This window comes from Paenibacillus sp. 01T422 (assembly GCF_056398785.1).
Map to the genome: position 1 here is coordinate 1 of NZ_JBFTQB010000064.1, position 12776 is coordinate 12776.

Genomic DNA, 12776 nt, shown 5'->3' on the forward strand with positions numbered 1-12776 from the left:
GGGCATTAACGCATACAGAAAGGAGTGAGCGTATGGCAATTATTGATGTGCATCAGGTAACCAAGGTATTTGGGCCTGATCCCGAGTCTGTTCTTCCGCTATTGGATAGCAAGGTCTCCAAAGAACAGATTTACAGGGAAACGAAACATACAGTGGGGGTCAACGAAGTCAGCTTTTCCGTACAACCTGGTGAAATTTTTGTCATTATGGGGCTGTCAGGCAGCGGGAAATCAACACTTGTCCGGCTGCTAAACAGGTTAATTGAACCTACGAATGGGGTCATCAACATTCACGGCAAGAATATTGTCGAGATGAGTGATGAAGAGCTCCGCCATGTTCGGAGAGAAACGATCAGTATGGTATTTCAGAAATTTGCATTGTTTCCGCATAGAACGGTTGCTCAAAATGTGGAATACGGGCTTGAGATTCAAGGGAAAAGTAAGTCGGAGAAACGAATTAAGGCTCTGGAAGCCTTGAGTCTTGTAGGATTGCAACAGTGGGCGGACAGTATGCCATCACAATTAAGTGGAGGTATGCAGCAAAGGGTAGGACTTGCCAGAGCGCTGGCTAACGATCCTGATATTCTATTGATGGATGAGGCCTTTAGCGCACTAGATCCATTAATCCGTAAGGATATGCAGGATGAGTTGTTAGAGTTGCAAGATAAAATGAAGAAAACAATTATTTTTATTACGCACGATTTGGATGAGGCGCTTCGTATCGGTGATCGGATCGCATTGATGAAGGATGGCAGTGTCGTTCAGATTGGGAAGCCGGAAGAGATTATGATGAACCCTGCTAATGAATATGTTGAACGATTTGTCGAGGACGTAGACTTGTCCAAAGTACTGACAGCCTCATCGGTGATGCGGAGACCAGAAACAGTTGGGCTTGACAGAGGTCCAAGGGTAGCACTTCAACTTATGCGCGAAAGCGGCATATCGAACTTATTTGTTGTTGATCGCGGGAAAAAACTACTTGGCGTAATCACAGCTGAAGATGCTTCTGAAGCTGTAAAAGTAGGGAAAACACTCGAGGACATCGTCATTCGAAGTGCGCCTACTGTGGCTCCGGAGCAAATGTTATATGAGCTATTCGAAATTTGTGGAACTTCGAAATATCCGGTAGGCGTTGTTGATGAGAACAATCGTATTATCGGTGTTATTGTTCGCGGTGCTGTTCTTGGAGCACTAGCAGGACAACCCTTTGCTAAAGAGGAGGTGCATAAGGATGATTCCCAAGATCCCTCTAGATGAGTGGGTAGAATTTATCGTGGATAAACTGGAAATTAATTTAGCCGTACTATTTCAATTTTTCTCGGTTTGTATTGAGGGATGTGTGAATGCTTTATCTTTTGTATTCCATGGTGTTCCCGTTTTATTATTCATTGCAATTATTTGTGCCGTAGCTTTTTATTTGGGCCGCTGGTCATTTGCGCTATTTTCGGCACTAGGTCTTTTATTAATAGATAATTTAGGGTTTTGGAGCCATACGATGGACACCTTAGCGCTTGTTCTGACTTCTGCGTTAATTTCTATCATCATTGGTATTCCAATAGGAGTCTGGTGCGCTCAAAGCAATAAATTTCGTGACGTGATGACGCCGTTATTGGATTTTATGCAAACGATGCCTGCTTTCGTATATTTAATTCCAGCTGTAACGTTCTTTGGATTAGGTGTCGTTCCTGGTGTTATTGCTTCTGTGATCTTTGCAGTACCTCCAACAATAAGGCTTACGAATTTAGGAATTCGGCAAGTTGCAGAAGATTTAGTAGAAGCTGCCGACGCATTTGGCTCAACAAGAACACAGAAATTGTTCAAATTGCAATTCCCATTAGCAATGCCATCAATCATGGCAGGGATTAATCAAACAATTATGCTTTCATTATCAATGGTCGTTATTGCCTCCATGATTGGGGCTCAAGGTATAGGGGCGGATGTCTACCGCGCAGTGACACAGATTAAGACAGGACAAGGGTTCGAGGCAGGCTTATCCATTGTCGTATTAGCCATACTTCTTGATCGAATGAGTCAGTATATACTGAAAAGAAAGAGGAGCGTGTGAATAAATTGAAGAATACAATCAAAGCATTGGTGTTGGTGAGTTTGGCTGCAGTAACCGTAATGACAGGTTGCTCCAAACAAGTATCGTCCGAAGAAAACATTGGAAGCCAGGTTCATCATGAAATTATTGGGATCGACCCTGGAGCGGGACTGATGAAACAAGCTGCCCAGGTGATCAATGATTACGAGCTGAAAGATTGGAAGCTGGTAGAAGGCTCAAGCGCTGCAATGACAGCCGCTCTCGACAAAGCTTATAAAGCCAAGAAGCCAATCATTATTACGGGTTGGACACCTCACTGGATGTTTGCCAAATATGAGCTTAAATATTTGAACGATCCTAAAGGTGTGTTCGGAAAGGATGAACAGATTCATACAATTGTGAGGAATAACTTGAAGCAGGATGCTCCTTCGGCTTATACCATGCTGGATAGGTTCGAATGGACGCCAGAAGAGATGGCCGTCGTGATGTCTGCGATCATAGAAGGGAAAAAACCGGAAGAAGCAGCTGCTGCTTGGGTGAAGGATCATGCTGATAAGGTTGATGGTTGGGTAAAAGATCTAGCTCAGGATAAAGGCAAAAAGCTAAAACTCGCCTATGTCGCATGGGATTCCGAAATTGCGAGCACGAATGTCGTAAAAGCTGTTCTGGAAGAAAAGCTAGGATACAAAGTGGAAATGCTGCAGGTAGAGGCCGGACCGATGTGGGCTGGAATTTCAGATGGAAGTGCGGATGCAATAGTAGCTGCCTGGCTTCCAACGACGCATAAAGATTATTATGATAAGTATAAGGGTAAATTTGAAGATTTGGGACCGAATCTGAATGGTACTAAACTAGGATTAGTCGTTCCGACATATATGAATATCAATTCAATTGAGGAACTGAAGAGTAAATAAGGAAAATGATGAGAGCTTTTCGATTGTATGAAAAGCTTTTTGAAAATAACGAAGCACTGACCGTGGGGTTGGTGCTTTTTTTGAATTAAGTCTTCCGACAGATGCATGAGAATAATGTTCAGATTAAGCAAATGAAGAAACAACAATCGCTTTTTAATCTGCTTGGAAAACTGGCTCGTATTCTGATTGGCATTGTTCAAAGAGGAGAATCTTTTTTACCTGAAAAAGCTACCCCTAATTATCTTCTCGCTGCCTAAGACTTATTGTCAATAACGTAGATTGACTCATTCGCAGGATTTTAACAAAGAAAAGCACGGAGGACCGAGTTCGTTCTTCATAAGGGCACAGACCCATCCGCTAAACGCTATCGGTCTCCACACCTTGGTCAGGTATAACGAAGGAATGTAAGGGCATAGACCCGTTGAGCCGTGGGAGGGTGAACCTCTAAGGATTTTGTGGAGTATGCGTGCAGTAGAACAAGATTTGGGGAAATGTTCCATATGTTCCTCTATTCCCGCATGTCCAAATATGAATCAACGGATCTGTTCAACTTCCTTTCTGAAAAATACTAATTATTAAGGTGATGAAAACCTGCGAATGAGTGAGCATACGTGAGAAAAACACTTGAAACCGAGGGACGAAGAACGTTAGTTCAATGGGAGCATTTTAAGAGGTTTTGAAGTAGATAAATAAGTTCTGAAGTAACAAGTAAAGTTTTGAAGTAACAAACATAGTTTTGAAGTATAGTATAGAAAAAATTGTCCCTAGTCAGCAGCAGCATCGATTAGGGAATAAGTCATTAATACTTATTTTATATCTTCTGCATTTACTAACCCATTCCCATATGTTAAAGTATCGCCTAGCTTAATTGTTCCACTAACTAACGTGTTATAAATTTGCTTTGGATTATATTGAGGGTATTTTTCTTTTAATAGTGCAATTACTCCTACAACATGTGGAACTGAGTAAGATGCTCCACTTTCTTCCTTATGCTCGACGTGGGGCCTTGCTTGTTTCTGGATGTATAAGTGTTATAATCGCGATAGATGGCGGTAGTAAGAAGGGGATAACCATGAGCGTAATTCGTTTGGAGAACGTCACCAAAAAATATGAAGATGCTTTAATTTTTCGCGATATTTATTTCAAAGTGACACAAGGAGAGCGGATCGGCTTAATCGGGCGCAACGGTGCTGGTAAGTCCACAGTGTTTAAGCTGATTATGGGGAAAGAGGAGCCCACGTCAGGGAAGGTAGAAATCGATCMACAAGTTAAAATCGGGTACTTCTCGCCTGTCCGTCCAACAGGAGCTGGAAATGTGCTTTGAGCAGGTAGCTGCGATCGAGCGGGAGTTGAAAGAAGTTGGCGATAAGCTTGGCATGGTCACTGATGACGGCGAAATGGACAAGCTGTTAACGAGACAGGCGGAACTATTCGAGCAAATGGACCATGTGGACGGGTGGAACGTGTCCGTTGAGATTAACACGGTGCTAACGAAGTTAGGTTTCAATGAACGGTCTCGTCATCAGCCGATTGATGAGTTGTCAGGAGGTTGGAGAAACCGTGCTGCATTGGCCAAAATGCTGATTGAGCTTCCAGATGTCGTTTTGCTCGACGAGCCGACGAATTATTTGGATATTGAAGGTATCACTTGGTTGGAGCAGTGGCTGTACCGGTTCAAAGGCGCAATGATTCTGATCTCTCATGACCGTCAATTTATTGATAAAGTGGTTACGCAAGTTATTGAGATTGAGAACTATCATTTTCAGGAATATGAAGGCAATTATACGGACTATATTCGTAAAAAGAAGATGCGCAAAAAGGAGCTGGATCGCCAGTTTGAGTGGGAGGAAGAGCTCCTGCTCATGGAGTCGGAAGCGATTGACAGCCGTGCCAGTAAGAAATCGTCCAAGGACCGGCTATCCCGCCAGCTCGCAGATAACAAGAAGCGGATTGAGCCACACCCCGTAAACGTGCTGATCACGGATATTTATGAGCGGCTGCGATTCCCGGACAAGCTGTGCGAGGTCAAGAACATTGGGCAGACCTATGAGGGTCGAACGATTTTCCAAAACGTCAGCTTCGATATTCAAAAGGAAGACCGCTTAGTCATCGTGGGGCCAAACGGGAGCGGGAAGTCCACGCTCATTAAGGCGCTCACGGGACAGGAGAAGCCGGAGTCCGGCGAAGTGATCTGGGAGAAGGGCGTTAGCTACGCATATTTCAATCGGATGTGGGAGGAACTGAGTCCGAAGGATACCGTGAGCCATGCGGTAAATACCTACGGTTTAGGTCTCGACGCTCCGCGGAAAAAGGTAAACAAGTTCCTAGCCATGCTGCAATTCTCTGAGATGGATCTCAGCAAGTTCATCGGCAATCTCTCCGGCGGCCAGAAGGCGCGGGTCGCGCTAGCGAAATGTCTTCTCTCTGGTGCAGCAGTCATCATCTTGGATGAGCCGACGAACCATCTGGATCTGACGAGCATTCAGGTGATGGAGCAGGCGTTAATTCACTTCCCTGGTGCCGTGATTACAGTCAGCCATGATCGCTTCTTTATTGATAAAATAGGCACGAAAATGCTGGCGTTTGACCCGCTAACGGGAATCAGTGTGCAGAATTTATAATAGGGTTAAATTAAAACAGAGAGACTAAAGATTCGTAAACCTGTAAGAGAGTCATAAACTCCCCTCAAAGTGGAGCGGATATGGCTCTTTTTATTTTAAGGAAAAATGAAAGTTTTTTATTATTAATATTAAAATAATAATTTTTTACACAAATCGCGATGTTCGTTAATCTTTCATTTACACTTCCACTTTATAGTTAACCGCAGAGACAACAACGGAGAAGACATGAACGTCTTTCCGCAATAGGAGGAGAAAGAAGCAATGAATAAACGATTTCAAATGGTGACTAAGCAAGCGAAAGTAAGTTTTATTCTGGCATCCACCCTAGTGATTATGACAGCATGCGGACAGACAAGCACTACAGATAATACGAAAACAGCAAGCAGCACAACAGCCGTACAAGCTGCACAGAACACGGCAATATCTGCACCGCAGGAAACGGCTGAACAACTATACGCGAAGGCCAAAGAAGAAGGAAAGTTGATCGTGTACTCGACTTCTGCTCGCGCTAACGATGCTGCTGATACATTCATGAAGAAATATCCGGGCATCAAAGTGGAAGTCAGCAAGGTGAAATCGGATCAGATGATGGACAAAGTAGCGAAAGAGCAGGACGCTGGTCAATTTAATCCAGACGTTATTGTGACGAAAGAAGTCAGCGGAGCTGTGTTTGAAGAAATGGTCAAGCCTGGACGTTACTTGAAGTATTTGCCTGAAGACCTAGCACCGAAGGTTGAGGAACCTTTCCGCACACAAGACGAAGCCTATGCCAACTATGTGGAATTCCGCACGATTTTCTACAACACGGCTCATTACAAAGAAGCTCCTGTTAAGAACTGGTGGGACCTAACGACACCGGAATTGAAAGGGAAAGTGTACACCGCTGATCCGCTAAGTTCCCCGGCCTTTATGGATCTTTTCACAACGATGGTCATTCATAGTGACGATATGGCGGCTGCGTACAAAGAGAAGTTCGGTAAGGATATTACGCTTAATGGCACCGAGAATGCAGGTTACGAGTTCATTAAACAGCTTTTTGCGAATGGTCTAGTCGTATTGAAGGGTAGTGATGATGTCCTAGATGCGATCGGAAAAGCCAATAGCGATGCCATTGGCTTGGCTGTTTCCGGCGATGTTTCCAAGAACGAGGAGAAAGGCTGGACCATTCAGCCGATCTACGATATCAAACCTAAAACTTCCGTACCTGATGCAGGGTATCTGTTCATTGCTAAGAAAGCACCACACTCGGCTTCTGCTAAGCTATTTATTCGTTGGATGATGGGTGAGACGGACGGCAAGGGAGAAGGTATGGCGCCATTCAATCAAGTGGGTTCCTGGGTGCCGCGTTCAGATGTGACGACGAAGAATCAATTGGCTTTTGATCAGTTGAAGCTATGGCCGTTTAACGGTGAAGTTCTTTACAACACAGCGCCTAAAGTACGTGATTTCTGGATTAAGCAAAAGTAATTTCTTATCAAGGGTGGAGAACAATTTGATTGATAAACCGAAGCCGATAGATCGTCTTGCTCGGATGCGAAACCATACCCTGGATAAGCTGAGGAATCCCGTATATGTCATCGGGGTTCCTGCTCTTCTTTTCTTAACGTACATGATTATTTGGCCTGTACTTAAGTTGCTGTCTACGACATTTGTTTGGCGTGTACAGGATGCGCGATTAACTTCGCAAGCGAACCCTGGCCATTTCACGCTCTACCATTGGATACGTGTTTTGGCGAGTGATATTAGCATGCCGTTGTTTTATAAGCCGATACTTCATTCCCTTTCCGTGGGAATCGTCGTCTCCATTCTTTCTTTGCTGCTCGGCTGCTTGCTGGCTTGGTTCGCGACAAGAACGGATATGCCGCTGAAGCGGACGCTTTCTTTTCTCATTGTTATTCCTTATTTGCTTCCGAATTGGATATTATCGCGGGCTTGGCTGATTTTCTTCAAAAATGCCAAAATCGGGGGCAGTCCTGGCATTCTACAGTCCCTGCTTCATATATCGCCGCCGGACTGGATCGCATATGGCTTTGTGCCTATTACTCTGACCATTACAATCCATGACAGTGTGTTTGTCTTCTTGCTCGTAGGTGCAGCGTTAAGCTCGATGAACAGTCAATTGGAAGAAGCGGCAAGCTTGACTGGTGCCAAGCGGTTGACCGTTTTGCGCCGAATCGTGTTTCCACTGGTCATGCCATCGATGCTGTCCGCTTTTATCCTCATATTTACGAAAGCGATTAGTTCGTATGGGGTTCCAGCTATGTTGGGTATACCCGTTAATTTCGACATGATTTCCACGATGCTATATGCCAGTATGCGTTCACGTCTGATGACGGAAGCGAATGTGCTTAGTTTAATCCTAATGGCGATCACGATGGTCACGATCTATTTGAACCAAAGGGTGATTGGCAAGCGCCGCAGCTATGTAACCGTCACGGGAAAAGCAGGTACACGAACTTTGACCTCTCTAGGTCGGTTGAAATGGCCGATCGCAAGCTCCCTTACAGCAGTAATGGCTATTGTGGCTGTCGTACCCTTACTCATTTTGTTATTCCAAACGTTCATGCTCAAAGAAGGCTCCTACGGTTTAAGCAACTGGACGATGCATTATTGGTGGGGCCATTCCGATCCTAGCATCAATACAGGCGAGAAAGGTGCTCTCCGCAATGACATTTTTCTGCTCGCATTGAAAAATTCTTTGTACATCGCGGGTATTTCATCTGTGATCGCAGCGGTTGCCGGCCTTGTTGTCGGCTACGTTGTGGCCCGGGGAAGAGATTCATGGCTTGGCCGTGCCGTTGACCAAATATCGTTCCTGCCTTATTTAATTCCAGGCATCTCGCTAGCAGCTATGTACATCACGATGTTCGCGAAGCCTACGTTGTTTATTCCGGCGCTTTACGGCACGATCTCTATATTAATCGTAATTACGGTTGTGAAGGAGCTTCCCTTTACGGTGAAGGCGGGCAGTGCCGCTTTGATGCAAATCAGCTCAGAACTAGAGGAGGCAGCACATATTGCCGGGGCGTCCTGGTTCACCCGCTTTCGCCGCATTCTGCTGCCACTCACGAATAAGAGTCTTGCATCGGTCTTTCTGCTTGTATTCATTGGTGCGATGAAAGAGATGGAGCTCATTATTTTGCTAGTGACGCCGCGCACGGAAACGCTGACAACACTCACCTTTTATTATGCAGAGAAGGGCTATGAACAGCTGACCAATGTCATTCTCATGGTCATTATTGTGATCGTGATTACAGTGTATCTGCTGGCGATTCGTTTTGGTAAAGCCGATTTGACGCAAGGCATAGGAGGATCTTCATGAGCACTATCGAAATAAAGAACATCAGCGTATCCATTCATAATAAGCAAGTACTGCACGGCATCGATCTCACCATTGGAAAAGGCGAATTCATGACCTTCCTCGGTCCTTCTGGCTGTGGCAAAACAACCTTGCTGCGGACGATCGCAGGGCTGCAACGTGCCGATGATGGCTCGCTGCGCATTGGAAATCGCGAGGCAGCAAACAGTGCAACGGGTCAGCATATGGAGGCGTCCCAAAGGGGAGTTAGCCTCGTCTTCCAAAGCTATGCGTTATGGCCGCATATGACGGTGTTTGAGAATGTAGCCTTCGGCCTACAAGTACAGAAGCTGTCTAAGGCGCAGATTAAGCAACGCGTGCAGGTTGCTTTGGACAAAATGCGCATCCCAGAGCTCGGAGACCGCTTTCCCGGTCAATTGTCAGGTGGTCAGCAGCAGCGTGTTGCCATCGCCCGGGCTATTGTGACCGAACCGGAAATCTTGCTGCTCGACGAGCCATTGTCCAATTTGGACGCTAAGCTTCGTATCGAGATGAGAGCCGAATTGAAGCGGCTGCATCACGAGCTGAATACGACGATTGTCTACGTTACCCATGATCAGCATGAAGCGATGACGTTATCTACGCAAGTGGCCGTTTTCTTCGGCGGACGAATCGTCCAAGTCGATAAACCGCGCAAGCTGTATCAACGTCCTCGTACCTTGGAGGTTGCCGAATTTATTGGAAATGCGGGACTCCACATGAATTATGTAGATGGTAGAACAATGCATATAGAGGATAAGAATTGGCTTCAGACCCCAATTGCTGATTTTGCACTGGCAGGCGAAGGGCTGGATGCCGACCGCGAATGGGTCATTACGATCAAGCCTGAAGATCTTCGATTACACGAAAATAAGGAGCCTAATTGTATTCCTGTAAGCGTGGAAGCTGTTTTCCCGTCAGGGGCGGAGACGCTTGTGCAAGTGAAGGCTGGCGATTCACATTTAATGACACGCGTCATGGGCGATACCGATTATGAAGTAGGGAGCAGCCTCTTCGTAACGCCACGCACCGAGCGCATGAATGTCTACGATAAACATACGGGCCTGCTAGCAGATGTCTCATTTCAAACCATACAATCACTGGAGGATTTACATCATGAAAATAGACTTTCACATTCACGTTAAGCTGTCCAAAAAAACGAACTTCAGCATGGAGCATTTCTACACGATGATCAACGAGGCGCGCGAGATCGGATTGGATGCCATTACGTTGACGGAGCACTTCAACACCTATCGATTCAAGGATGTTTACGAGACACTGGATGAGAGATTCCCTTGCAATAATCATTATTATAATATTGAAGGGTTCAAAGTTTTCACAGGGATGGAAGTAGACATTGCAGAAGGTGGGCACATCCTTGTCAGTGGACCGAAAGATCGATTGCTTGAAGTGAGAGAAGCGCTGAATGAGCATACGACGGCTGATACATTTATCAGGTTGGAAAAGCTTTTTGAATTATGCGAGCCGCGAGGTATGATGGTTATAGGCGGACACCCGTTCCGTGAGTCTAATTCTCTGTACAAAATCGATAAGAGCCTGCTCAGCCGTTTCGACGCTTTCGACCTTAACGGCAAGGATCTGCATGAGATCGGCATTCAGGAAAATATTGCAAAAGTGCTAAACCTCGGCGAAGAGCTTGCCGTTCCCGTTGTTGCAGGCAGCGATGCTCATCAGATGTTCCAAGTTGGCTGTGTCTATAATGAATTTCCCGGTCACTTCGAAACGATAGCGGATCTCAAGGCTGCCATTAGGGATCGTAAATACAAAAGGGTGATCTCACCTTCCCTACATTTGCAGGTACGCTCTGCGAATCTGGTGAAGAAGTTGCTGAAGAAGACAACAGAAGTCGTTTAAAAAAGTCGAACTGGAATGGATGAGCGAACATGGATTTGACCTTCACGAACAAGAAGCTCTCGAGGGCCCATCAGCGAATTGCGGATTATATTAGCAAAAACGTGGAGAATATCCCTTATCTTGTTGAAGAAGATTTAGCGAAGGCGTGCCAAGTCAGTATTTCAACGGTGTCACGTTTCTGGGCAGAGATCGGGGCTCGCAGCCTGAAGGACTTTAGGCAGCAGGTGAAAGACGAGCTGCTGATTTCCCCTGCTCGCRAGCTGCAATCCGCGTTCGACAAGTGGAGCCCGGATTCGGGCGTAGAGGCGAACATTCTAGCTGGGGCGGATTATTTGCACCAATCCGTAGAGCGGTTGGAGCAAAAGGATTTTGACCAGGGCGCAAGCTTACTGGGTTCGGCTAGAACGGTTTATATTTACGCACCGGGTTCAGCGGAATGCTTGGCAGAGCTCATGGATTTCCGATTGACGCGGTTCGGCGTGCAAGTGCGCCGGCTGCAACGCGGCGGGCATGAGCTTTTCAACAGCCTGCTTGGAATTGGAAGCCAGGATGTTATCGTGATCTTTGGGTTCGTGTCGGAGTCACCCGAAATGAAAGTGCTGTTCGATTTCGCGACGTCACGAAGCTGCAAGACGCTGCTTATTACTGATCTTGCCGTCAGCGATATGCTGGACAAGGCCGATGTATCGCTGTACACGGCGCGGGGCCAGCTGTGGGAGTTTCACTCGATGGTAGCACCAATCGCGGTGATCGAGGCGCTAATTGTTGCTGTCGGAAAGATGCGAGAGGAAGAGGCGCTGGCGGGCGGCGAGGAGCTGCATCGCTTACGCCGGCAGTACGAGAAGTGGCTTCCTAAGCGAGTGTGAGGGCAGCTGGGCCACTGAGGAAGTTCCCTTAATACTAAAAGGTACAGATCACTTCATCTTTTTGAGGAGACTGTACCTTTTTTCTGGTTACCGATGATTAATAACCCAACAGTTTTCGTTTGGGATTTCAAAGGGCTAGCGAAGAAATATTTGATGGTGAAATCACACGCTTTCTACAATAATGTTTAAGGAACGAAAGCTTAATAGTGGCATCCAAAACAGCGGAAGTCTAGGACTTTATTTTTTCATTTAGACAGCTGCTGCTGTTTTTTAGAATTTTAGATTATTACAAATATAATTTATAAAATTACATTTTATTGAAAATTCATGAGAGTATAATTCGTTACATGAGATCTCTTTATAGGGGAGGCGTCAATGGTGTTATCTATAGGAGGTGGTGAATTTGTAAATGGCGCCGGAGTTGACACTGCGAATGTCATGTCAGTCATTCAATGGGCAAGGTTAATCAATTTTGATAGCGCTTCCATCCAAGGGTTGTTCCACAGGGGAATGGAAGCTTGTCAATCCAAAAAGGAGGGTTTCTAATGGGAAAAATCAAAAAATCTAATTTGGTAATGTTTTGCGTTTCAATTGTCATTTGCTTGTTTGTATCTTTGCCGGGACTAGCATCTGCTGCTCCGATTCACGCTGGTCCACAATTTGCGGATGGCTATTATGCAGACCCTGATGTACAGATTTATAATGGCACTTATTGGGTGTATCCGACTCGTGCAACTCAAGTTGGTGATCCCGCTGGCGCTGGCGCAAAATCTGTGGACATCTTTTCTTCAACAGACATGGTCAATTGGACAAATTACTCAAATGTCATAAGTTCGGCCAATATATCATGGTTGCAACATTCATTGTGGGCACCGAGCGGGGCTTATCGCAATGGGAAATACTACATCTACTTTGCTGCTAACGCAATTAATGGCGATGGACAATTAGGCGGAATCGGCGTTGCAGTTGCTGATCATCCAGAAGGTCCATATACCGATGCGATTGGCGCTCCCCTTATCAATGTTGTAAGAAATGGCGCAGGTCCCATGGATCAAGATGTATTTATTGATGATGACGGTCAGGCGTATATGTATTATGGCAGCTGGGGCGAGTGTAATGT

11 protein-coding genes and 1 pseudogene are annotated in these 12776 nt (G+C 45.7%); 11 read left to right on the forward strand and 1 reads right to left on the reverse strand.

The features are described from left to right. Nucleotides 1-32 precede the first annotated feature (32 nt). The 4 genes from AC1DUA_RS05655 to AC1DUA_RS05670 all read left to right on the forward strand — a co-directional run bounded on the left by AC1DUA_RS05655 (nt 33) and on the right by AC1DUA_RS05670 (nt 3214). On the forward strand, nt 33-1256 hold the full coding sequence (locus tag AC1DUA_RS05655) for a quaternary amine ABC transporter ATP-binding protein (protein WP_477498800.1): 1224 nt from the start codon (nt 33-35) through the stop codon (nt 1254-1256). After that, on the forward strand, nt 1231-2064 hold the full coding sequence (locus tag AC1DUA_RS05660; protein WP_477498792.1) for an ABC transporter permease: 834 nt from the start codon (nt 1231-1233) through the stop codon (nt 2062-2064). Before AC1DUA_RS05655 ends, AC1DUA_RS05660 begins: the two co-directional genes overlap by 26 nt. Before the next feature lie 59 nt (nt 2065-2123). Beyond that, entirely contained in the window at nt 2124-2957 is an 834-nt protein-coding gene (locus AC1DUA_RS05665; RefSeq protein WP_477498801.1) for a glycine betaine ABC transporter substrate-binding protein, read from the forward strand. Between the two features lie 131 nt (nt 2958-3088). Continuing rightward, the gene (locus AC1DUA_RS05670) at nt 3089-3214 is read left to right on the forward strand and encodes a hypothetical protein (protein ID WP_477498793.1); all 126 of its coding nucleotides are present in this window, start codon (nt 3089-3091) and stop codon (nt 3212-3214) included. 549 nt (nt 3215-3763) lie between these two features. Here the strand turns inward: AC1DUA_RS05670 and AC1DUA_RS05675 are convergent. Continuing rightward, nucleotides 3764-3979, reverse strand: coding sequence for a S8 family serine peptidase (locus tag AC1DUA_RS05675; protein WP_477498802.1), 216 nt, complete (start codon nt 3977-3979; stop codon nt 3764-3766). Nucleotides 3980-4029: 50 nt separating this feature from the next. Between AC1DUA_RS05675 and AC1DUA_RS05680 the strand changes: the two are divergent. The 7 genes and pseudogenes from AC1DUA_RS05680 to AC1DUA_RS05710 all read left to right on the forward strand — a co-directional run. Beyond that, nucleotides 4030-5578: pseudogene (locus AC1DUA_RS05680) on the forward strand (ABC-F family ATP-binding cassette domain-containing protein). Between the two features lie 261 nt (nt 5579-5839). Next, nucleotides 5840-7045: an ABC transporter substrate-binding protein gene (locus AC1DUA_RS05685; RefSeq protein ID WP_477498794.1), complete on the forward strand. Its 1206-nt coding sequence runs from the start codon at nt 5840-5842 to the stop codon at nt 7043-7045. A gap of 25 nt (nt 7046-7070) precedes the next feature. Then, entirely contained in the window at nt 7071-8900 is a 1830-nt protein-coding gene (locus AC1DUA_RS05690; protein ID WP_477498795.1) for an ABC transporter permease, read from the forward strand. Continuing rightward, on the forward strand, nt 8897-10060 hold the full coding sequence (locus AC1DUA_RS05695; RefSeq protein WP_477498796.1) for an ABC transporter ATP-binding protein: 1164 nt from the start codon (nt 8897-8899) through the stop codon (nt 10058-10060). Before AC1DUA_RS05690 ends, AC1DUA_RS05695 begins: the two co-directional genes overlap by 4 nt. Continuing rightward, nucleotides 10032-10790 (forward strand): PHP-associated domain-containing protein, encoded by a 759-nt coding sequence (locus AC1DUA_RS05700; protein ID WP_477498797.1) that lies wholly within the window; start codon nt 10032-10034, stop codon nt 10788-10790. The genes AC1DUA_RS05695 and AC1DUA_RS05700 overlap by 29 nt, the downstream gene beginning before the upstream one ends. Before the next feature lie 29 nt (nt 10791-10819). Continuing rightward, nucleotides 10820-11656 carry a MurR/RpiR family transcriptional regulator gene (locus tag AC1DUA_RS05705; RefSeq protein ID WP_477498798.1) on the forward strand — a complete coding sequence of 279 codons (837 nt, stop codon included), beginning with the start codon at nt 10820-10822 and terminating at the stop codon, nt 11654-11656. A 545-nt stretch (nt 11657-12201) separates the two neighbouring features. After that, nucleotides 12202-12776 (forward strand): family 43 glycosylhydrolase (locus tag AC1DUA_RS05710; protein ID WP_477498799.1); only part of this gene is annotated, 575 nt, incomplete at its 3' end.

What these genes read in the sequence shown, in the direction of transcription:
- AC1DUA_RS05655 (WP_477498800.1), top strand. Translation starts at nt 33, where the DNA reads ATGGCAATTATTGATGTGCATCAGGTAACCAAGGTATTTGGGCCTGAT.
- AC1DUA_RS05660 (WP_477498792.1), top strand. Translation starts at nt 1,231, where the DNA reads ATGATTCCCAAGATCCCTCTAGATGAGTGGGTAGAATTTATCGTGGAT.
- AC1DUA_RS05665 (WP_477498801.1), top strand. Translation starts at nt 2,124, where the DNA reads ATGACAGGTTGCTCCAAACAAGTATCGTCCGAAGAAAACATTGGAAGC.
- AC1DUA_RS05670 (WP_477498793.1), top strand. Translation starts at nt 3,089, where the DNA reads ATGAAGAAACAACAATCGCTTTTTAATCTGCTTGGAAAACTGGCTCGT.
- AC1DUA_RS05685 (WP_477498794.1), top strand. Translation starts at nt 5,840, where the DNA reads ATGAATAAACGATTTCAAATGGTGACTAAGCAAGCGAAAGTAAGTTTT.
- AC1DUA_RS05695 (WP_477498796.1), top strand. Translation starts at nt 8,897, where the DNA reads ATGAGCACTATCGAAATAAAGAACATCAGCGTATCCATTCATAATAAG.
- AC1DUA_RS05700 (WP_477498797.1), top strand. Translation starts at nt 10,032, where the DNA reads ATGAAAATAGACTTTCACATTCACGTTAAGCTGTCCAAAAAAACGAAC.